Source organism: Tunturiibacter empetritectus (assembly GCF_014201375.1).
Classification (GTDB): domain Bacteria; phylum Acidobacteriota; class Terriglobia; order Terriglobales; family Acidobacteriaceae; genus Edaphobacter; species Edaphobacter lichenicola_D.
In genome coordinates this window covers 401,662-422,799 of record NZ_JACHDZ010000003.1, presented here as the reverse complement: position 1 = coordinate 422,799, position 21,138 = coordinate 401,662, and the positions used below count along the sequence as shown (strand labels likewise).

Below are 21,138 nucleotides of genomic sequence, written 5' to 3'. Positions count from 1 at the left end.
GGTGCGGCGGGGCTTGTTTGGAAGGGGGCGATCGCCCCTATTGTTTGGGACGGCGAAGAGCCCAGCGCTGGTGGGGAGGGCTGATCAGGAAAGCGATGAAGCAGAGGGCGAGGACGGAGTTGTCGAGAGAGGCGCCGAAGTACAGCCAGAAGGGGGAGTTGGGGCCGGGATAGTTCGAAGTGAGGAGGAAGAGCAGCATCATGGTCAGACCGCCGAGGCTTGCCCATCGGACCAGGACTCCGGTGAGCAAGCTCAGTGCAATCAACAATTCGGAGATGGCGATGACGGCGGCAAAGAGGACGGCGTGCGGGAGGATGATGTTTTTGAGCAGGGGGCGGATGAAGGGGTAGGCGCCCTCGTTGAGGAGCTGACCGAGGTCGTGGGCCAATCCTCCCCAGATGAATTCGGTGTTGACCAGTTTGTACTCGGCAAAGATGAGGAAGAGAAGGCCGATGGAGAGGCGCAGGAAGGCGAGCGCCTTGGATTGTTGGTCAGCTTCGTTCATTTTTTCTTTCGCGGGGCGATGTGAGCGGCGCGGACGTCGGAGGCGGTGAAGACGGAGAGGAAGGGGACGCCGGGGATGGCGGCTTCGATGTTGGCGCGGCCGCCTTGTTCGCGGTCTACCAGGCAGAGGACTCCGGCTACGTGCATGCCGGCCTCGCGAGTGGCCTCGATGGCGGTGATGGTGGAGCCGCCGGTGGTGCAGACGTCGTCGACGATAACGACGTGGGCACCGGGTTTGAGGAAGCCTTCGATGCGGCGGCCGGTGCCGTGAGTCTTTTCGGCTTTGCGGACGAGGAAGCCGTGGAGGAGGGTAGGCGCGGGGCCTTCGTCGCTGCGTTGGCCGGGGTCGAGCTCGAGGGCGTCGGAGAGTTCGGCGATCTCGTTGTAGTCGGCGAGGGCCCACGCGCTGGCGCTGGCGGTGTTGGAGACGAGCGGGTCGGCTCCCATGGTGAGGCCGCCTACTGCCTCGATCTTTTCAGGGTTGGGGAGGTGCTGGTGGATGAGGTCGTAGAGGACGAGGCCGGAGAGGCGTCCGCCTTCGGCGTGGAGGGTGGTTATGCGGCAGTCGATGTAGTAGTCCGACCTCTGGCCGCTGGCGAGGGTGAAGTCGCCCAGCTTGAAGGAGTGGGTGGCGATGAGGTTGAGGAGAGCGGTACGGTTGTCGGTTGGCATGGTCAAGTTCGATTTTAGAGGATACCCCTCCGCGGGTACATTTTGGTGCAAAGTCTTCGATTCAGGTTACTTATAGGTGGACTCCGGTCTGCTTCACGTGTCAAAGTATCTGGAATCAATACTTTGGGAGATTTATGGTTGGCAAAGTCTTCATTGCAGTGGGGTTAGCCTTGTATTCCTCCTTGTGGGTTTAACGTTGAAAGCCCCGGCTCGGCCGAGGCTTTTTCTTGCTGTTTCTATTATAGCCAGTTGAGGGAAACTAATGTGCCACGGAGATGTCCTTCTTTTGCATGGAGTTGGCTTGCTTTGGGGCTTGACTGGTCTTTAGGAGAGATATTGTCGGAGTTTGAGAAAAAAGCACACCACGCCGGAAGAAGCTGGTATTAGAGATGCATGGGTTTCTCCTTTTCGGTTGGCAACGGGTATCGTGAGCCGCAGCTTTCCAGGAAGCTATTGAAGCACTTCGGGGTCTCGGCTCGCGACATTGCGACAGCGGCACGCCAGTTTCCGATTACGTCGCGGATCGATGTTCAGACCGGGCTGGAAGGGTTGCTGAAACGGGAACCGCAGACTCGATTGACTGGACTTGTCTCACCGAATGCGCACGAGGGTCTTACGTTCGCTCAAATGCTCGGCAGCTCTCACTTTCCTGTGGATACGGGGCCACTGCAGTACGACGAGATCGATGTTGGCGACGCGCAACCGGCACGTTGTTTGAAGAATGGATTGTGGATGGGGCGAGAGAAAGGGGTACCCTTTGCGATCATGCTCGCCACGGGTGGGCGATTCGGCTTTCAGGTGGGCGTAAACGTCGAGATTGCTGTTGCCGCAGGCGAACCGGGCTCCGGGTTCTCGCAGGATTTCTTTCGTCAACTCGAGCAGGCGATCAGCGAGGGCCGCAGCTATCGCGGCCGCGTCCTTTCGCTTGAGGCGCATCATCATCCGATGGGAGGCGGCAGTTCGGTGAAGGTGCATCGGTTGGCCAGTGTGAGCCGGGAGGATGTCATTCTTCCGCAGAAGACGCTGGCTACGCTCGATCGTAATGTCGGCGGGTTTATGGCTGCACGCGACGCGCTGAAGTCGATGCATTTTCAGGCGCGGAAGGGACTGCTGTTCTATGGGCCGCCGGGAACGGGCAAGACACACACGATCCACTATCTGGCTTCGCAGTTGCCGAATCATACGACGTTGCTGGTGACGGCCGAGCAGGTGGGATTGATCGGAGAATATTTTCGCCTGGCACGGTTCCTGCAGCCTTCCATGATGGTGATTGAGGATGTTGACCTGATCGCCCGGGATAGAACACAGATGCGAAACGGGGGCGAGGAGGTGTTGCTGAACAAACTGCTGAATGAGATGGATGGACTGCGGGAAGATGCCGAGGTGTTGTTTATCCTGACGACCAATCGTCCCGACCAGATTGAGCCGGCACTGGTCTCGCGTCCGGGGCGTATCGATCAGGCGATTGAGTTTCCGTTACCGGACGAGGAGGGCCGTGCGAAGCTGACAAAGCTGTATGCGCGCGATCTGCAGATGTCGGAGGAGCTGCTGGAGCTGATCGTTCGGCGAACGAAGGGTGTGAGCGGCGCTTTTATCAAAGAGCTAATGAGGCGTTGCGCGCAGTTTCAGATGGAAGGCTCCGGGGGGAGTGTTCTGGCACAGGCTGCGGTGGATGAAGCGCTGGAAGAGATGTTGTTTGCGGGAGGGACTTTGAACCGGCGTTTGCTTGGTGGGGAAGCGGTTGAGCCCTTGGGGGCGGAAGAGGCTTAGTGGGAGAGCTTGTCGAGGTGGCGGTAGCCGCCGGTGGCGATGAAGGCGGTGAGGAAGATGGTGAAGTTGTAGCTGGCGTGGATGAGGGTTGAGGCGAGGACGGAACGCAGGCGGATGCGGACGGCGCTGAGGATGAGCGAAACGCAGAAGAGGAGCAGCAGGACGGGCCAGGTGAAGGCGGTCTGCTGGCCGTGGAGCGCGGCGAAGAGGATGCTGGTGAAGACGGCGGAGAAGACCAGGGCGGGGGTGGAGATCTTGTTGTTGGATTGCCAGAGCTCGCGGGCGGCGGGGGTGCGGGGAAGCGAGAGCCAGTCGTAAGCGATGGCGACGGCCGGGAGGAGGAAGCCGCGGAAGAGGATCTCTTCGAACAGGGGTGCGACGAGGATGCCGAAGAGGGTGACCAGCCAGACGTCGGATGGGGTGCGGAAGAAGTCGTCGATGGGGATGTCTTTGGGGATGGCGATGACCGACGAGATGGCCTGCACAACGAAGGAGAGGGTGAGGCCGAGGGGGATGAGACGGAAGGCGTTGCGTCGGGCTGCGTCGGGGTTCGCGTCGATGCCGCTGGCGAAGGGGCGCTTCCATAAGAAGGGGAAGACGAACCAGGAGAGGGCGAGGGTGGCGAGGTAGGTGATGGCCTCGGAGGCTATGAGGAGCTTGGGCGGGATGGAAGCGGCGGAGAGTTTGCCTCCGATCGCTGGAGCGTGTGTGAGGCCGAGGAGGAGAAGCTGGGTGAGGAAGAGGAAGAGGCCGGCGATGGCGAGGAAGAGGAGGGCGTGGCCGAGGTTGGGAATGCGGTGCGGAGGGTCTTCAGGGGCGTCGTTGGGGGTGTTGTCCATGGGAGGCTGGAGGATGGCCTCGCCTTCGGGGAGGAGGGAGAGTTCGGGAAGTATCGGGCGTTCGGGGAGTATCGGGCGTACGGGGGCGTCGGATTGGCTTCGGCTGTGGGGGCCGGCGGCGACAGGATCTGGAGAGAAAAAATCGGCTGTGCTTTGGGTGATGTCCGAGCCAAGGGATCGGGACGCGGGGGACCCGGAGGCTGGTGTGGCGGGGTTCGGGGTTAGTTCGCTCATGCTTTTTTCGTGCTTGGGACGGGCTTTGAGGCGGGTTCTTTCTTCGGTGCCGATTCTTTTTGATTTGCTGCTTTGCTTATTGTGGACTTCTTTGCAGGTTTTGGCTTGATGCTTTTGGGGGATCTCTCCTCGGGCTTGCTGGCGCTGGCTTTGGCGAGACCGGTCTTCTTCTCGGGCGCGATGAATTTGGCTTTTAGGTGTTTGATCGCGTCAGGGGCGGCGGCGATGTGTGTGGGTTGGGGGCCGGCGTGGCTGGTGCCGTTGCGGCTGGCGAAGTTGGAAGCGTGCGAGGCGTAGTAGCGGGCTAGGAAGCTGCCGGTGTGGGAGGCGGCGACGGTGGCGATCTGCTCGGGCGTGCCGTGGGCGATGATGCGGCCGCCGCCTTCGCCGCCCTCGGGGCCCATGTCGAGGATGTAGTCGGCGTTGCGGATGATGTCGAGATTGTGCTCGATGATGATGACGGTGTTGCCGAGGTCGGTTAACCGGTGGAGGACTTCGAGGAGCTTGCGCACGTCGTCGAAGTGGAGGCCGGTGGTGGGCTCGTCGAGGAGGTAGAGGGTGCGGCCGGTCTGGCGCTTGCTTAGTTCGCGGGCGAGCTTCATGCGCTGGGCTTCGCCGCCGGAGAGCGTGGTGGCGGACTGGCCGAGATGGATGTAGCCGAGTCCTACGTCGACGAGAGTTTGGAGCTTGATGTTTACGGTAGGGATGTCTTTCAGGATCGGGACGGCGTCGGCGATGGGGAGGTCGAGCAGGTCGGCGATGGAGTAGCCGTTGAATTTGACGGAGAGGGTCTCTTGATTGTAACGACGTCCGTTGCATACTTCGCAGAGGACGTAGACGTCGGGGAGGAAGTTCATCTCGATGCGACGCTGGCCTTCGCCCTGGCAGGCTTCGCAGCGTCCACCCTGGACGTTGAAGGAGAAGCGTCCGGGTTTGTAGCCTCGCTCGCGCGACTCGGGGAGCATGGCGAAGAGATCTCTTATCGCCGTGAACACTCCTGTATAGGTAGCAGGATTGCTGCGTGGGGTGCGGCCAATTGGGGATTGGTCTATTTGGATTACTTTGTCTAGCTGGTCGATGCCGATGACCTTGCCGTGCTGGCCGGGTTCTTCGCGGGAGCCGTAGAGTTCCTTTGCTAGCGAGCGGTAGAGGATGTCGTTGACTAGGGTGGATTTTCCGCTGCCGCTCACTCCTGTGATGACGGTCATGACGCCGAGGGGGAAGTGGGCGGTGACGTTCTGCAGGTTGTGGGAGTGGGCGTCTTCGACAGTGATCCAGTTGCCGGTGAGTTCGCGTGGGTTGGTGCGGGCTACGATTTCGATTTTGCCGGCGAGGTACTGGCCGGTGATGGACGCTGGGTTGTCCATTATTTGTTGGGGGGTGCCGTCAGCGATGAGGAGGCCGCCGTTTTTTCCTGCGCCGGGGCCGAGGTCGAGGACGTAGTCGGCTTTGCGGATGGTGTCTTCATCGTGCTCGACGACGAGGACGGTGTTGCCGAGGTCGCGGAGGTCTTCGAGGGCGTTGATGAGGCGCTGGTTGTCGCGCTGGTGGAGGCCGATGGAGGGCTCGTCGAGGACGTAGAGGACGCCGCGGAGACGGGAGCCGATCTGGGTGGCGAGGCGGATGCGCTGGCCTTCACCGCCGGAGAGGGTGGCGGCGCTGCGGTCGAGGGCGAGGTAGCCGAGGCCGACGGCGTTGAGGAACTCCAGGCGCTCGATGATCTCGCGCTGGAGGCGGTCGGCGATGATGCGGTCGCGGCCGGTGAAGTTCATGTTGCGGGCGGCGTCGAGGGCGCGGACCAGGGGAAGGCCGGTGAAGTCGGCTATGGAGGCGCCGTTGACTGTGACGGCGAGGGACTCGGGGCGGAGTCGGCGGCCCTTGCAGACGGGGCAGATGGTCGCGGACATGTACTGCATCATGTACTCGCGGTAGCCCTCGGATTTGGTGTCTTCGAGGTTGGTGCGGAGGTAGTTGAAGATGCCGTGGAAGCCGGTGCGTCCGGCTTCGCTGCGCGGGGGGCCGTAGAGGAAGAGATTTTGTTGTTCGGTGGTGAGGTCTTCGAAGGGGAGCTTGATGTTGATCTTGGTCTTTTCGGCGAAGAGCTTGATGAGGCGGAGGAGGTACGCGGAGCCGCTGCCAGGGCCCATGGCGCCGTCGAGCAGGGGCTTGGACCAGTCGGTGATGGTCTTGGCGGGGTCGAAGTCATAGATGCTGCCGAGGCCGTGGCAGTTGGGGCAGGCGCCGTAGTTGGAATTGAAGGAGAAGCTGCGCGGCTCGAGGCGGGGGACGTTGATGCCGCAGTCGGGGCAGGCCATGGAGGAGGAGTAGAGGGTTTCGTCCATGCCGTGGATGGCGATGAGGACGAGGCCGTTGGCCATCTGGAGGGCTTTGGCTACGCTGGTTTCGAGGCGGCGGGTGTCGTACTTGGGTGCCGCGTTGGCTAGGGCTGCAGTGGTGTTGTCGGGTGGGAGGGGCTTGAGGATGATGCGGTCGACGATGGCTTCGATGGTGTGGTTTTTTCGTTTTTCGAGGCGCATGCCCTCGGTGAGCTCGGTCATCTCGCCGTCGATGCGGGCGCGGAAGCCTTGCTGGTCGAGGGCTTCGAGCTCTTCGCGGAACTCGCCCTTGCGGCCGCGGACGATGGGGGCGTAGACGGTAATGCGTTCGCCGGGGGAGAGGCTGGCGATGCGTTCGACGATCTGCTCGGCGGACTGGCGGGTGATGGGGCGGTGGCAGTTGGGGCAGTGGGGTTGGCCTACGCTGGCGTAGAGGAGGCGGAGGTAGTCGTAGATTTCTGTGATGGTGCCGACGGTGGAGCGAGGGCTGCGGGAGGTGGTTTTCTGCTCGATGGAGATGGCGGGGGAGAGGCCGTCGATGGCGTCGACGTCAGGGCGCTCCATCTGATCTAAGAATTGTCTGGCGTAGGCCGATAAGGTCTCCACGTAACGGCGTTGGCCTTCGGCGTAGATGGTGTCGAAGGCGAGGGAGCTCTTGCCGGAGCCGGAGAGGCCGGTGACGACGGTGAGGGTGTTGCGCGGAATGCTGACGTCGACGTTGCGCAGATTGTGCTGGCGAGCGCCGCGGACGGTGATGTGTGTAATGCCCATGAGATGTCTATGGCGAGGTTCGGCCAAGTCTCTAGAATACGGCATTTTGAGGGAGAGATTTTGTTGGGGCGGGAAGGGCGGTTTGGATCGGGGCAACCCCGGAATGGGAAAGATGTATCCGAAGGTGCAATAACCTTGACTTTCGGGTCATTGTAATCCCACGGAAGTTTGTAACAATAGCGACGATGTAAAAGTCTTGTTGCCGGCGGAAAGGGCCGGCAGCCTGTAAATCGGAGGAGTGGGTGTGAATTCGTCGATTGTGTTGGTGTCTGCGGTGTTGGCTTCGTTGGCGGTGGGCGTTCTAGTGGCTTACGGAGTCTGTATTGCAATGTTTAGCGCGTTCCAGATGCATGCGCGTCAGATCGCTGGGAATGCTGCTCGTCAGGTGACGGCTGCGGTGCAGGTTTTGAAGAGCTAGGCGGCGCTGCAGAAGGGCTGACAGTCGCGGTCTGTTTGAGGTTCAATCACACATTGAAATGCTATTGCGGTGGAGCTGTCTGGCGGAGGCGCTGGAGCTGCTCGAAGATCTGCTGGGGCGTTTTGACGCCATTGGGGGACTCCGGCTGGGACCCGTCGGTTGGAGCTGCTGAAGCTGGTTCGGCCGGGGTGATGGGCGGGACCGTGCTGTTTCGGGCGGAAGGTGGTTCGGCGGAGGGTGGGGGCTGCTCTGGTGCTGGTTGAGCCTCTTCGGTGTCGGACTTGTCATCGAATGCCTGCGCGTTGGGGTTGGGCGGTGTGGGACCACCCTGGCGAGGGGTGAGGATGAGCTGTGCCGGGGTGGCACCCTCGCGTGCTACGAGGAGTATGTTGCTGCCGGTGCCGTCGAGCAACTCGGCCAGTATCTGACTGGGTGCGTCGGGGCCGTATTTGCCGAAGACACGCTCGTCTACGACGCCTCCTATGATCTTGATGCCGGTCTCGTGGGAGATTTGACGGAGGATCTGATTGAGGCTGGAGTTGTCGGCGGTGACGGAGAGGATGCCGTTGGCGAGGGTGACCTGGGCGTGCTTTGGCTGTTCCTGGGCGGGCGTGAGAGGCAGGGCTGGCGTGAGTGGCGCGGCTGGAGTGAGCGGCGCGGGTGCGCTGGTCGGGGCCGTGGGCGGCAGGGTGGACACTGACTGGAGTGAGGGTGTGGCCTGCGGGGCCGGGGTGGCGATCTGGGCCGACAGCAGAGCGGAGAGGGCGAAGCTGGCGGAGGTGAGGAAGCGAATTGGCGCCGTGCTTTGCATGTAGTGGTAGGACGCTCTGTTGTGGGGCAACGTTATCGGCAGCGGATACGGACTGCCCTCCATAGATTATCGCGGAATGAAGGTGGGAGAGTCACTCTTCTGTCAAAACCAGCGGGACCGCTTGTGTTTTCCTGCGGTTTTGGGACGGCGTATGCTCGGGCCATGCGATTGGATCGCCAGTGGGTGCAGGTTCGGGTAAGAGGTCTGCTGCTTCTCGGTTTGTGTGGCCTGGTCTGCGGTTTTGTGTCTGCTACGGCACAGTCCTGCGGTTCTACGGGTTTGGCGGTGCAGGTGCTTGGGTCGGGCGGACCAGAGTCGCAGGCTAAACGAGCGTCGACGAGCTATCTGATCTGGCAGGACGGCAGGGCGAGAGTGATCCTCGATGCAGGGGGTGGGAGTGCGCTTCGATTTGGGGAGAGCGGGGCGCAGATGTCGCAACCGGATGTGTTTCTCTTCAGCCACTTTCATGTCGATCACAGCAGTGACTTTCCTGCGTTGATTTTTTCGTCGTGGTTTGAAGACCGAAGGCGCGCGTTGCCGGTCTTTGGTCCTCCTGGAAACGATTTCATGCCGTCCACAACGGAGTTTGTCCGTGATATGTTCAGCGATCCTCACGGCGCGTTTCGCTACTTGAGTGAACTCGTGGAGCCGGGCACTGGGGGGAGTTACCAGTTGCAACCGCATAACGTTGTGGCGGGAGCGGAGCCGGCGCTTGTGTTTCGGAGCGGCGCCGTGGTGGTGTATGCGGTACGCGTGATTCATGGCCAGGTTCCTGCGTTGGCGTGGAGAGTGGATATCGGTGGCAAGCGCATCGTCTTTAGCGGCGATACAAACGGCGAAGGCGAGGGGCTGACGCGGCTGGCTATGAATGCGGATTTGTTGGTGGCCCATAACGCTGTTCCTGAAGGCGCGACTGGAGTGGAGAGACGACTGCATATGCCACCGTCTGTGATCGGAATGACCGCGGGGAATGCTCATGTGAAGAAGCTGGTGCTCTCTCACCGGATGCTGCGAACGCTGGGGAAAGAGGAGGAGAGCATGACCGAGATACGGCGGCGCTTTGATGGTCCGATCGTGTTTGCGAATGACCTCGATTGTTTTCCTATGTAGCGTGTCTGTCGCTGGTGGCCGTTTTCTGCGGCTATGGCACTGTCTGGATTTGGGAGAGTGGCTGTAGACTGAGGATGACTTTCGCGGGTCTCGAATCGGGCATCTGATTTCTTTGAGTGCTCGAGTTTCTCTGAGTGCTCGATGGACGCGACAGGCTGATAGGGCGTGATGATGAGATGGAAGACTGGATTGCTGGCGGTGGGTCTGTTGGTGGGAGGGGTGGCGTCGGCTGAGGTGTGCACGACGCAGTCGCAGATGACGGGGGCTGAGCGGGAGGCTTTAGCTGCTGCGGCGCGTGGGCTGGCGGCCAAGGTGCAGGCCGGGGATGTGAGTGGTCTGCGTGCGGCTACGGCGGCTGAGTATGCGAAGGACTTTGGCGGCATTGGAGATGTTGTTGGAAGTACTTCTGCGCATGTGAAGGGCGGCACATTGAAGGTGGAGCAGGTGTATCTGCTGGATGGAACGCAGCTGAAGCGGGCGGCGGATGGGTCGGTGCCGGATGCGCAGTTTTTCTGCTCGCTGAATAAGTCGGTAGCTGAGGCGGATTTTGTTATCTCGGGGCTGGCTCCTGGGCGGTATGGATTTGCGATTGTGGATGTCGCGGATGGCAGCGCGCCGTGGCGGCTGTCGTTTTTACTGCGGCAGGATCAGGGGCAGTGGGTGATGGCGGGGTTTTATCCGAAGCCTTTGCTGGCGGCGGGTCATGATGGGCTGTGGTACTGGACGCAGGCGCGGCAGATGACGATGCAGAAGGAACGTTGGAATGCGTGGCTCTACTATCAGCAGGCCGAGAATCTGCTGCGGCCGACGAATTTTATTCAGAGTACGCATCTTGAGAAGTTGAAGGCTGAGCAGACGGCTGTTGCTCCACCTGCGTTGTCGGAGGGCGTGAGTGCTGAGTCGCCACTGGTGGTGAAGGGTGCAGATGGTGCAGAGTACCGGTTTACTGCGCTTGGCGTGGATGACTCTTTGGGGAACGACAAGGTGGATGTGACGGCGCACCTGAAGGTGGACGAGCTTGGCGATGCGGCTGCCGCACGGAAGCGCAACGCGGATGCGATGGCAGCGCTGGTGGCGGCTTATCCGGAGTTGAGGAAGCCGTTTCATGGAGTGTGGATGATTGCGGAGGTCGCTGGACAGAATCCCTTTGCGACGGAGCAGGCGATGAGCCAGATTCATTGAGCGGATGAAGGGCTCGCTGGGGTCCATTTTTTTGATCTTCTCCCGGCGGTTGACTGGGTAGTGATATCTTGAGAATCGTTTTAGCGGCACGGAAAAGAATGCGCCGGACCAAGACTCACCTTCCAGGTAAAACTGTCACTCTATTGATAGGGACGAGAAAGAGAACAATGACAAAAAATAAAAAGACGCTGAGCCAGGCAATTCAAGAGCGCAGGGCGACACCGAGTTTTGATAGTGTGCCGATTCCTGCGGAGGATCTGCGGCAGATTCTCGATGCCGGCCTGCATGCACCGAGCGGATATAACCTTCAGCCCTGGCGGTTTGTGGTGGTGCAGTCGGCGGAGCAGAAGAAGAAGCTGCGTGGGGCGAGTTATAACCAGGGCAAGGTGGAAGAGGCGTCGGCGGTGATTGTGGCCTGCGGCGATACGGATGGGTGGCGCAAGGATCTGGACCTGGTGCTGGAGAAGGGGCGCAAGGGCGGGATGCCGGAGAGCTACGCAGCGCAGGCACAGAGCAGCGTGCCGAACTATATGTCGAGCTTTAGCAGCGGGCAGATGCAGGCATGGCTGAACAAGCAGGTGATGCTGGCGTTTACGCACATGATGCTGATGGCGGAGGTGATGGGATACGACACCGCACCGATGGAAGGGTTCGAACAGGACAAAGTGCATGAGGTGTTGCGGCTGCCGCTGAGCTATTGGGTGGTGGCGTTGCTGGCGATTGGACATGCCAAGGGCCCGGACAAGTTCGATGGCGGACGGTTTGAGATAGGACATACGGTGTTTGGAGAAGAGTTTGGCAAGCCTCTGAAGCTGTAAGTGGAGATGACCTGGCTATGAAGCTTGCACTGCGCGTTCTGGTTGTTGTTTTGCTTTTGGCCGCGGCGGTTGGGCTGGCCTTTTACAGGTATCCGCTTTGGTTTGCGGATCAGCATACTCGATTTCATCTTTGGCGCCAGGGTGTGAAGAGCGACTACATCGAAGCTGGAGGGTATAGGCTTCATTACTTTGAGGCGGGCGCTGCGGATGGGACTCCTCTGGTGCTGGTGCATGGGCTGGGGGCGCGGGGGGAAGATTGGGGGGTGATGATTCCTCCGCTGGCGGCGCAGGGATTTCATGTGTATGTGCCGGATCTGCTGGGGTATGGCAGATCGCCTAAGCCGGATGTGAGTTACTCGATCTCGCTCGAGGAGCAGACGGTGGCTCAGTTCATGCACGCGGTGCATGTTTCGCGGGCTGATGTGGGTGGCTGGTCGATGGGCGGATGGGTGGCGATGAAGCTTGCCCTCGATCATCCGGAGATGGTGGACCGGCTGATTGTGTATGACAGCGCGGGGTTATATTTTCCGGCTACGTTTGGGCCGGAGTTGTTTACTCCGAGCGATCCGGCTGGGGTGAAGAAGTTGATCGCGATTCTTACGCCGAAGCCTCGAGTGATTCCGGACTTTGCGGCGGAGGCGATGGTACGGAAGCTGCAGGGGAATGCGTGGGTGGTGAATCGGAGTACGGCTTCGATGATCGGTGGGCGCGATCTGCTGGACTTTCGTCTGCATGATATCTCGCAGCCGATGTTGATTGTCTGGGGCGCGCAGGATGAGTTGATCCCGCTGGCGTCGGGCGAGGCGATTCATAAGGGGGTGCCGCAGTCGGTGCTGGATGTTGTGGAGGGGTGCGGGCATCTGGCTCCTGCGGAGTGCGCTAAGCCGGTGATTGAGGGGACGGTGGAGTTTTTGCGGTCGCAGCCGCCTATGCGTGGGGGTGGTCGGACGTTTGCTGCGGGGTATTTTTAGAAACTGTCCTGCCGGACGGCCCTCCTGCGCGGAGGGCGGTCACTTCGTGACTTGTGTACCCCTTCGGATGGTCCTCCCGTTGGTCGGTAGAGAAATTGTGCCGACCAGCTGGAGGACCTTAGAGGTTTACCCTGCCTCGATCGGTATTTACGTCACGAAGTGACCGCCCTCCGCGCAGGAGGCCCGTCCGGCAGGACAATGTTTTAGTCAGGTTGCCACTGGTAGGCGGTGGGTTGGGGCAGACCGATGTGGGCGAGGACTCGGTGGACGAAGTTGCGGGCCATCTCCTGGGTGCTCCGCGGGTGGTTGTAGAGGGTGGGGATGGCAGGGAAGATGGTGGCTCCGGCGTCGGAGGCTAGCTGCATGTTGCGGATGTGGATGCGGTTGAAGGGCGTCTCGCGAATGCAGAGGATGAGGGGGCGATTTTCTTTGAGGCAGACGTCGGCGGCGCGGTGGATGAGGTTTTGCGCGAGGCCGTTGGCGATGGAGGCGAGGGTACCCATGGAGCAGGGGAGGACGATCATCGCGTTGGTGGGGTAGCTGCCGCTGGCGATGTTGGCTCCGATGTCGGTTTCGGCGTGCTGCTGGAGCTTGGGGCAGGGGGCGCCGAGGAGCTTTTCGGCGAGGTCGTTGCGGCCGCTGAGGTTGAGCTCTTCGGCGAAGACGCGGAGGGCGCTGTCGGAGGCTACGAAGTTGATTTTGGTGACGCGGTCGTCGGCGGCGAGGGCGCGGAGGATCTCGGCGGCGTAGATGCTGCCACTGGCTCCGGTGACGGCGAGGGTGATGTTGGTTGGGGCTTCGGGGTGGAGGGGCTGGGGCACAGAATGATTATCGCCGATGGGGTGGAAGGCGTAACGGTGATCAAGGGATGAAAGACTGATAAGAGCGAATGGCGGGGTGCTGCATTCAGGGTTGCTGCTTGCGTAAGGCGTAGGCGATGAGGGTTTGGCCGTGGAGGTGGTGGGCGGCGTTGAAGGCCTGGTTGCTGGCTTCTTCTTGCGCGGGGATGGTGGGGTCGAGTTCGCAGGCGGCTATTTCTTGCGTGGTGGCGTGGATGAAGCAGAGCTCGCAGGTGGCGAGGTTGACTTCGCCGTTGTCGCCTTCGCTGCGCATGGGTGGGCCGAAGGTGCGGCAGAGGATGGGGCGGTGCTCGTAGAGGTCGCAGGTGCCGTGGTCGGGGTCGAGGACGGGGCAGGGCTCGTCGTTGGCGAACTCTTCGAAGAGGATGGCGGCTTCGTGGTCCTCGTTGAGGATGCCGGTGGTGAGGTCGCCGGGGAACCAGGGGTCCAGGCGTGTGAGGGATTCGGCTACTCTTGCGTGGATGCGTGCGGCTCGTTGTGGGTCTGTTGTTTCGAGTATGGCGAGGCCTTCGTGGAGGCGGGCTCCGTCTTCGTGCGCGATGGGAAAGACGCCGATGCAGCATTGGGAGCAGCCGGGGTGGCAGACGAGGTGGTGGCCTCCGCGTTGGTAGGCGTCGGCTACGGCTGTGTCTACGATCTGGACTAAATCAAGTTTCATGGTGCGTTGAGGGTTTTCTCCATTACATCTATGGCGTCGCGAACTGAGATGCTGTAGATGCCGCCGCAGTCAGCTTGCCAACGGTCCAGACCTTCAAGCGTGGGGATTGGCTGATTTGATTTAAGCAACCGAGTGACACTGAGAAGCATGGCATCGTGGGTAAACGGCATATGCTCGACGGATGGAACAATCTCACCACGTGGATTGTGCGCTTTGAGACCATCTATTCGAACTTGGACAATGGTTCCTATTTTTTCATTCGAGTCGATTCGCAAGATCGTGAGCGTGGAGGCGGCCTCGTTAGCTCGGCCCTCGTATGCCCAGACTTGACCAGGTTGAAACTTATGATCCTGAATGTTGGTTACGAGGGCGGGACACGGCTTTTTCTGAGATGAGGCAGGCATACATTCTGCTGCTAAGACTGTAATCGTAACTATGGTAGCGAAAGCCTTCGCCTTGCGCAGAATAACGTTGCTCATCACTAAGGCTCCTTTAGGGCTATCGTGGAGCTTATCGTATTGGGCGCTTTTTGAATGAGTAAAGGAGACTCTCCTTCAATGCGTTATGTAACGAAAACGATTCAGGGGATGATGCGGTCGTGGCGGAGGCGGGTGAAGAGGTCGAAGAAGCTTTCGTCGGTGGGCTGGTAGTCGAGGAAGCCGAACTTACGGCTCTTGGTCATGTCGGTGACTACTTCGATGGGGCGGCCGAGGTCGGCGTCGGTGTGCCAGGCGGAGGCGAGGTTGTTGAGGTCGGGCTCGATGAGGTTGTGGGATTTTGCGATGGTGCTCCAGATCTCTTCGGTGCCGGCGAGTTGCTGCTCGAGTGGGGTGGCGTGGCCGGGGAAGGGAGCGGGCGCGATGCCGAACCAGTCGGCGAGGCGAGACCACATCCAGCTCCAGCGGAAGACGTCGCCGTTGACTACGTTGAAGGCGTGATCGCGCGCGGCGGGGGTGGTGGAGGCCCACTCGAGATGGCGGGCGAGGAGTCTTGCGTCGGTCATGTCGGTGAGGCTGTTCCACTGGGTTGCGGAGCCGGGGAAGAGGAAGGGGCGGCCGGTTTCGCGGCAGATGGTGGCGTAGACCGCGAGGGTGACACCCATGTTCATGGCGTTGCCGAGGGCGTAGCCGACGATGGTGTGAGGGCGATGGATGGTCCAGTTGAAGAGATGATGGGTGGCGGAGGCGAAGAGCTCGTCCTCCTGCGCGTAGTAGAAGTTTTCTATGTCGAGGCGGGGCTGCTCTTCGCGGAAGGGCGTGGCGGGGAGCTTGCCTTTGCCGTAGGCCTCGAAGGGACCGAGGTAGTGCTTGAGGCCGGTGACGAGAGCTACGTGTTTGACTGATTTTGCATGGGAGACGGCTCCGAGGATGTTGCGCACCATCGCGGAGTTGATGCGAATGTTTTCGGCTTCGGTGGGTTGGCGGAGCCAGGTGGTGAGGAAGAGGTGCGTCGGCTTGAGGCCGGCGACGGCGGAGCGCAGAGCGGCGGGATCGAGGAGATCGGCGGCTATGAAGTTGACGCCTTCGATGTTGTTCGCGGGGCGTCGGGCGAGGCCGTGAACCTGCCAGCCGTTGGCGAGGAGCTGTTGTGCGAGATTGATGCCGACGATGCCGGTGACTCCGGCGATGAGAGCGGTGCGGGACATGGGAGATCCTTTTCGGTCAGGCGGCTGACTGCGATTGGATGAAGTTTGGGCGTGTGGTGATTCGGAAGAGGGTTGTGCGCTTGTGTGTTCGAGGCACCGACATTCGCGGCCGGTGCCCTCGTTGCTAGACAGCTTTGCGCTGGAAGGTTGTTTTTTTGGTTCCGGCGAAGGAGTCCTTTGCCTTGACGGAAGCGGTCGATGATCCGGCAAGGGATTTGTCTCCGCCCTTTGCCTGAGCTGCGGCTTTTTCGCGCGCGGCCTGGAGCTTCTGTGCCTTCGGGCTTAGCCCGCGGGTCTTGACTTCTGCTGCTTTTGGAATGAAATCACTCATAGAGAGATCGTATAACGGGCTGATGGTTTTCGAACAGGGCTCGGCCTCGGCCTCGGTCACTCCGCATGCGTTTAAAGGATGAGGCATGGTTCTTATGGACTTGCCTGATGGTGTAAATACTGCAAACGCGGATTCCCTTTGGGAATGACAGACAAAAAGCCAAGACGACCCTACACCAAGTGCGGCGTTGCTCTAGCGGAGTTACTTTGCCGGGTGCGGCTTGACGCCGGTCCATGTCCAACTGCGGATCTTCCAGCCGGCCGGCTCTGCGTGGAGGACGAAGGTTGCCTGTCCTTCCTCAGCGAGCGGTTTGCCGTGCTCCTTGTAGAGGTAGACGGTGGGGATGATGACGTAGGCGAGGTCGTCTTCAATTTCGGTGCGGGTGGGGGCTTCGTACTTCACGATGCCGTCGGTGACGCCGGTGGCTGCTGCGTGCTTTTCGTAGTCGGCGGCCCATTCGTGCGCGGCGTTGGGGCCAGTCCATCGGTGGGGAGAGAACTCGTCGATGATGGTGATGTCGCCGTCTTCGTAGGCTGCGAATGCTGAGTGTGTATCGCCGCTGTTGAAGCCGTCGACGAATTGGCGGATGGGGACCATCACGTCTGCTGGTTGGGCGGCGATGGCGCTGCTGGCTAACACGGCGCTTGCGAACAGTGCTAGGACTGCTTTCTTCATGAAGGACTCCGATCGGCGATGCGTGCCTTCGAATCGTATCAACAAAGACGTTGGAAGCGGCTACCAGATTGATTTGAGCTCCCAGAGCTGGCCTTCGCTTTGGATTGGCTTGGCGTCGTCGGGGAAGATCTGGATCTGAAGATTGTTGGAGACGGGGAAGACGAGGTCGGTCATGGCAATGGTGCCGTCCTGGGCGAAGGCTTCGACGGAGGACCGGTCGACGATCAGGGTGAGGTCGTAGGGGCGAGTGGTGACGAGGGGCGCTTTGGTGCGGGTGGGGAAGTCCGGACTGATGGCTGCACCTGAGTGGGTGCGGTCGATGTAGAACTCTTTTTTGTTGGTGTCGAAGGCTACTTCGGTCCAGTGCTGCTGGTCGGAGAAGATCTTGAGGCCGAAGACGGGTTCGACGGGCTGGCCGAAGTGGAGGCGGATCTCGAAGGGAGGCTGGAGGGTGTGGGCGCTGCCGTAGAGGGCAGAGGTGTTGGTGGAGAGGGCGGAGAGCTCGTAGTTTTTTCCTCGGAGGGGAGCGACGATGGGCTCCTGTTTGAGGGCGAGACCGGCGTCGTCGCTGAGGTAGGAGAGACGGCGGGGAAGGCTCATCTGTCCTCGCCAGGGTGTGGTGGGGATCTTTGCGGCGTACTGCCAGTTGCTCATCCAACCGAGGAGGACTGGCTTCTGATCTTTGGGCAGGTTGTTGAAGTTGATGGCGCAGTAGTCGTCTTTGCCGTAGTTGGTCCAGCCGTGGGAGCCGCGCTGGCGGGACTGGTGGAAGGATTTGCCGTCGAAGTCGCCGAGGAAGTACTGCTCGCCGGAGCCGCCCTGCGGGGCGCCTGGGTTGAGGCCTACTTTGAGGGCCCAGATGCTCTTTGCGCTGTTTGAGGAAGGGATGCGGATGAGGTCGGGACACTCCCAGTCGCCGTTGATGTCGCCGGTGGGGCCGAAGTCGCTGAGCTGGGTCCACTGCTTGAGGTCGGTGGAGGAATAGAAGCGAACCTTATGCTCTTTGGGCAGGGAGACGGCCATGACCCAATGGTGCGCGATGGGATCCCAACTGACGCTGGGGTCGCGGAAGTCGGCGAGGTGGAGATCGAGGACAGGGTTGCCAGGATACTGCGCCCAGTTGCGGCCTTTGTCGAGGCTGACGGCTAGGTTTTGAGTTTGACGGATGCCGTCGGGAGTTTTGGTATGTGCGGTGTAGATGGCGACGAGGCAGTCGCCGTGAGTGCAGAGGCCGCTGGTGTTTTGGTGATCGACGACGACGCTGCCGGTGAAGATCATGGTGTTGTCGTGCTCGGGGATGGCGACGGGAAGCTCGTGCCAGTGGAGGAGGTCGGTGCTGACGGCGTGGCCCCAGCTCATGTGTCCCCACTGATCTCCCTCGGGGTTGTACTGGAAGAAGAGGTGGTACTCGCCCTGGTAAAAGACGAGGCCGTTGGGGTCGTTGGTCCAGTGCTCTTCGGGGGAGAAGTGGACTTGCGGGCGGTAGGGCTGGTCGTAGTCGGGGTTCTGGGCGGCGAGGGGCAGGACGAAGGAGGCGAGGGTGGCGGCGGCTCGGATTACTTTGCGGAACGGCCTCTTCTGCATGAGAACTCCCCTAGATCGGATGCAGGTCAGAGGGGGAAGAGTGTTCGCTCTGGCGGAAAATTTCTATTGGTTGAGGACGCGGGCGAAGATGGCGTCTATGTTGGCTAGCTGGCGGCTGTAGTCGACGGCGCGGGCATACTGAACGAGCGCTGCAATATTCATCACAAACATTTATTTCTTTTGGGCAATCACGATGTCTTGCAAATTGATGGTGTCGGTTCCTGGATAAGGCGTGTGTTTAGACCAGCCGCCGTAGAGAAATTGTTCCGGTTGGAGACGAAGATCCTCATACACCCTTCGCAGCCAAGCGTCGTTTACTGCGAGAGCATCCTCAGGCATGTTTGGATTGGTCGTGCGGCAATTCTCAAGCTGATAGGCGAAGTTGACATCGGTCTTAGAATCTTGCATAAGAGCCAAAATTTCGTCGTTCAAGAGATAGTAAGAAGCAACGACCCGTCCACCTGGCTTCAAGACGCGAGAGATTTCGGAGAGATAGTGCGCGATGTCGCGTGGAAACATATGGGTAAAGACAGACCACAAAGCGACTATGTCAAATGATGCGTCAGGGAAAGGAAGGACGAGGCGACTCGAAAGAAGAGCGCCCTTCGGATTGTAAAATTTGTTGTAGATATCCAAGTGAAGGAATACAAACCGTCGATTTTCGGAGGTCACGTTTCGGAGAAGCCAATCGATTCCGCGACGATCGATGTCCAAACCCACATAAAGCGCTTCGGGGTTGAGATAATCAAGCAACGGAATGGTTTTACGGCCAATTCCACATCCTATGTCGAGAATTGAGTCTGCAGGTTTGACACCTACCGCTGTTTTGTAAAACTCCAGTGTCTCATTTCCCATGTTGATGAAGTGTTCGTAACTTCTAGGTCCATCAAACATGAGATGCAAGGGAGGAATGGGACCTTGTCCTGAAGGCTTGGTTTCAAACAATCCTTTGGCTTTGGATGGTACATCCCTGAGAAAGTGAAATAATGGCGCGGGTAAGTTGTTCTTCAGGGCCTGCTTGAAGCTCATCGATGGTCCTTACATAGATAGGGTATGAACCTAGTATACGACAAGTGAATTTACCGTATAGAGGCGGTTCACATTTCGGTGTTTTAGGGAACAGCGAGACGCCACAAGAGTATTGAAGCTACTTGTCTAAAACGCGGGCGAAGATGGCGTCTACGTTGGCTAGCTGGCGGTTGTAGTCGAAGGCGCGGGCGAGCTTTTCGCGGGAGAGGCGACTGGTGATCCCGGGGACTTTGGCGATCTCGTCGCGGAAGATGAGGTCGTTCTTCCAGGAGTTCATGGCGTGGGACTGGACGAGGCGGTAGGCGTCCTCGCGGGACATGCCGGATTCGGCGAGGTCGAGCAGGAGCTGGCCGGAGAAGATGAGGCCGCCGGTGGACTCGAGGTTCTTCAACATGCGGGCGGGGTAGACGAGGAGCTTGGCGATGAGGCTCTCGGTTTTGGCGAGGAGATAGTCGGCGAGGATGGTGGAGTCGGGGAGGATGACGCGCTCGGCGGAGGAGTGGGAGATGTCGCGCTCGTGCCAGAGGGCTACGTTTTCGAATGCCGTCTGCGCATTGGATCTTATGACGCGGGCGAGGCCGGAGATTTGTTCGCTGGTGATGGGGTTGCGCTTGTGCGGCATCGCGCTGGAGCCCTTTTGCTTTTCGGAGAAGAACTCTTCGGCTTCGCGGACTTCGGTGCGCTGGAGGTGGCGGATCTCGGTGGCTATTTTGTCTAACGTGCTCGCCAGAACGGCTAGCGTGGAGATGTAGGCGGCGTGTCGGTCGCGCTGGACGACCTGGGTTGCTATCGCAACCGGTTTGAGACCGAGTTGGTTACAAATTGCTTCTTCGTGCTCGGGCTTGAGGTGGCCGAAGGTGCCGACGGCTCCGGAGAGCTTGCCGACGCGGAGGTCTTCGGCGGCGGCGTCGAAGCGGGTGAGGTTGCGCTGCATCTCGGAGTACCAGAGGAGCAGCTTGAGGCCGAAGGTGGAGGGTTCGGCGTGGATGCCGTGGGTGCGGCCGATGATGGGGGTGTGCTTGAACTCTATCGCGCGTTTTTTGAGGGTGTCCGAGAGGGCCACGATGCCGGCGCGGATGATGGCGGAGGCTTCTTTGAGTTGGAGGGATTGCGCGGTGTCGACTACGTCGGTGCTGGTGAGGCCGTAGTGGAGCCAGCGGGAGGCTTCGGGGTCGGCGATGTGCTCGGCGACGGTGGTGGTGAAGGCGATGACGTCGTGACGGACTTCGGCTTCGATCTCGTTGATGCGGTCGACGGTGAAGGCGCCCTTGTCGCGGATGGTGTCGGCGGCGGACTGGGGGACGAGGCCGAACTTGGAGAGGGCCTGCGAGGCGGCTACTTCTACGGTGAGCCAGCAGCGGTACTTGTTTTCGTCGGACCAGATGCGGCCTAGCTCGGGGCGTGTGTAGCGGGCGATCAAAGGATGCTCCTCATGCTTCTTAGCAAATTACAAACTGTTTACGTGCTCAACTGGTCTGGCGACGTGTGTTGTGGGGAGAGTCTAGTTTAATTCTTGAACAGCTCCCACCACGTCGCCGGTCTCACAAAGTAAGTAAGTCGGCCGCTCGTCGGTTCCACTTTCATTGGACCACAGTTGTTACTCGTGACAATTCCTGTCCGGCGGACCTGTTCGATCGAATAATCGAAAACGGCGACGCCTTGCTCATGGCACGGGACTTCTCCCACAGCCGTCACCTGGAAAGTTTTTGCGCTGCCGATATCGAATTCAACCTCGCCTCGACTGTTCGATCGAAGATCAAGTGGTTCGCCACGTTTACCGTTATCTAGTCCAATGTAAACGCGGGCTTTGGTTACCGGCTTCCCATTGCGGCCGTTTAAAAATTGCACGATTACTGTCTGAGCAGTGGCGACGCCGTTGAACAAACATGCCGATAGAAGCGCTGGTGCGACGCAACATTT

At 60.0% G+C, this 21,138-nt stretch carries 20 protein-coding genes; 6 read left to right on the top strand and 14 right to left on the bottom strand.

Annotated elements, in window-relative coordinates; all coding sequences use genetic code 11:
• Positions 1-37: 37 nt before the first annotated feature.
• Both HDF10_RS10925 and HDF10_RS10920 read right to left on the bottom strand, forming a co-directional pair.
• Entirely contained in the window at positions 38-505 is a 468-nt protein-coding gene (locus HDF10_RS10925; RefSeq protein WP_183813241.1) for a DoxX family membrane protein, read from the bottom strand.
• Positions 502-1,176 carry an orotate phosphoribosyltransferase gene (locus tag HDF10_RS10920; protein ID WP_183813239.1) on the bottom strand — a complete coding sequence of 225 codons (675 nt, stop codon included), beginning with the start codon at positions 1,174-1,176 and terminating at the stop codon, positions 502-504. Before HDF10_RS10920 ends, HDF10_RS10925 begins: the two co-directional genes overlap by 4 nt.
• A gap of 393 nt (positions 1,177-1,569) precedes the next feature.
• Between HDF10_RS10920 and HDF10_RS10915 the strand changes: the two genes are divergently transcribed.
• On the top strand, positions 1,570-2,946 hold the full coding sequence (locus HDF10_RS10915; RefSeq protein ID WP_183813237.1) for an AAA family ATPase: 1,377 nt from the start codon (positions 1,570-1,572) through the stop codon (positions 2,944-2,946).
• Here the strand turns inward: HDF10_RS10915 and HDF10_RS10910 are convergent.
• Positions 2,943-4,019: a CPBP family intramembrane glutamic endopeptidase gene (locus tag HDF10_RS10910; RefSeq protein ID WP_183813235.1), complete on the bottom strand. Its 1,077-nt coding sequence runs from the start codon at positions 4,017-4,019 to the stop codon at positions 2,943-2,945. The genes HDF10_RS10915 and HDF10_RS10910 overlap by 4 nt on opposite strands.
• The gene (uvrA, locus tag HDF10_RS10905) at positions 4,016-7,126 is read right to left on the bottom strand and encodes an excinuclease ABC subunit UvrA (protein ID WP_260177808.1); all 3,111 of its coding nucleotides are present in this window, start codon (positions 7,124-7,126) and stop codon (positions 4,016-4,018) included. Before uvrA ends, HDF10_RS10910 begins: the two co-directional genes overlap by 4 nt.
• A 244-nt stretch (positions 7,127-7,370) precedes the next feature.
• Between uvrA and HDF10_RS10900 the strand changes: the two genes are divergently transcribed.
• Positions 7,371-7,544: a hypothetical protein gene (locus tag HDF10_RS10900; protein ID WP_183763480.1), complete on the top strand. Its 174-nt coding sequence runs from the start codon at positions 7,371-7,373 to the stop codon at positions 7,542-7,544.
• 61 nt (positions 7,545-7,605) lie between these two features.
• Here the strand turns inward: HDF10_RS10900 and HDF10_RS10895 are convergent, their stop codons facing one another.
• Positions 7,606-8,355, bottom strand: a complete 750-nt coding sequence (locus HDF10_RS10895; RefSeq protein WP_183813233.1) for a hypothetical protein — start codon at positions 8,353-8,355, stop codon at positions 7,606-7,608.
• Positions 8,356-8,517: 162 nt separating this feature from the next.
• Here HDF10_RS10895 and HDF10_RS10890 point away from each other — a divergent pair, with 162 nt between their 5' ends.
• From HDF10_RS10890 to HDF10_RS10875, 4 genes are all read left to right on the top strand, one after another.
• Positions 8,518-9,465, top strand: coding sequence for an MBL fold metallo-hydrolase (locus tag HDF10_RS10890; protein WP_183813230.1), 948 nt, complete (start codon positions 8,518-8,520; stop codon positions 9,463-9,465).
• A gap of 168 nt (positions 9,466-9,633) precedes the next feature.
• Positions 9,634-10,647, top strand: a complete 1,014-nt coding sequence (locus HDF10_RS10885) for a hypothetical protein (RefSeq protein WP_183813228.1) — start codon at positions 9,634-9,636, stop codon at positions 10,645-10,647.
• A gap of 167 nt (positions 10,648-10,814) precedes the next feature.
• Positions 10,815-11,465 (top strand): nitroreductase family protein, encoded by a 651-nt coding sequence (locus tag HDF10_RS10880; RefSeq protein WP_183813226.1) that lies wholly within the window; start codon positions 10,815-10,817, stop codon positions 11,463-11,465.
• A gap of 17 nt (positions 11,466-11,482) precedes the next feature.
• On the top strand, positions 11,483-12,436 hold the full coding sequence (locus tag HDF10_RS10875; protein WP_183813224.1) for an alpha/beta fold hydrolase: 954 nt from the start codon (positions 11,483-11,485) through the stop codon (positions 12,434-12,436).
• Between the two features lie 203 nt (positions 12,437-12,639).
• On the opposite strand, the gene HDF10_RS10870 is transcribed toward HDF10_RS10875, so the two are convergent.
• The 9 genes from HDF10_RS10870 to purB form a co-directional block, all read right to left on the bottom strand.
• Positions 12,640-13,257 (bottom strand): UbiX family flavin prenyltransferase, encoded by a 618-nt coding sequence (locus HDF10_RS10870; RefSeq protein WP_183813222.1) that lies wholly within the window; start codon positions 13,255-13,257, stop codon positions 12,640-12,642.
• 85 nt (positions 13,258-13,342) lie between these two features.
• Positions 13,343-13,954, bottom strand: coding sequence for a YkgJ family cysteine cluster protein (locus HDF10_RS10865; RefSeq protein WP_183813220.1), 612 nt, complete (start codon positions 13,952-13,954; stop codon positions 13,343-13,345).
• On the bottom strand, positions 13,951-14,433 hold the full coding sequence (locus HDF10_RS10860) for a hypothetical protein (RefSeq protein WP_183813218.1): 483 nt from the start codon (positions 14,431-14,433) through the stop codon (positions 13,951-13,953). Before HDF10_RS10860 ends, HDF10_RS10865 begins: the two co-directional genes overlap by 4 nt.
• A 101-nt stretch (positions 14,434-14,534) precedes the next feature.
• Positions 14,535-15,599, bottom strand: a complete 1,065-nt coding sequence (locus HDF10_RS10855) for an SDR family oxidoreductase (protein WP_183813216.1) — start codon at positions 15,597-15,599, stop codon at positions 14,535-14,537.
• A gap of 124 nt (positions 15,600-15,723) precedes the next feature.
• Positions 15,724-15,990, bottom strand: a complete 267-nt coding sequence (locus HDF10_RS10850; RefSeq protein ID WP_260177807.1) for a hypothetical protein — start codon at positions 15,988-15,990, stop codon at positions 15,724-15,726.
• A gap of 141 nt (positions 15,991-16,131) precedes the next feature.
• On the bottom strand, positions 16,132-16,605 hold the full coding sequence (locus HDF10_RS10845; RefSeq protein ID WP_183813213.1) for a Cif family virulence factor: 474 nt from the start codon (positions 16,603-16,605) through the stop codon (positions 16,132-16,134).
• A gap of 60 nt (positions 16,606-16,665) precedes the next feature.
• A complete protein-coding gene (locus tag HDF10_RS10840) occupies positions 16,666-18,189 on the bottom strand; it encodes a glycoside hydrolase family 32 protein (RefSeq protein WP_183813211.1) in 1,524 nt (507 codons plus the stop codon).
• Positions 18,190-18,360: 171 nt separating this feature from the next.
• Positions 18,361-19,218, bottom strand: coding sequence for a methyltransferase domain-containing protein (locus HDF10_RS10835; RefSeq protein WP_183813208.1), 858 nt, complete (start codon positions 19,216-19,218; stop codon positions 18,361-18,363).
• Positions 19,219-19,336: 118 nt separating this feature from the next.
• Positions 19,337-20,638: an adenylosuccinate lyase gene (gene purB, locus HDF10_RS10830; RefSeq protein ID WP_183813206.1), complete on the bottom strand. Its 1,302-nt coding sequence runs from the start codon at positions 20,636-20,638 to the stop codon at positions 19,337-19,339.
• Between the last annotated feature and the right edge of the window lie 500 nt (positions 20,639-21,138).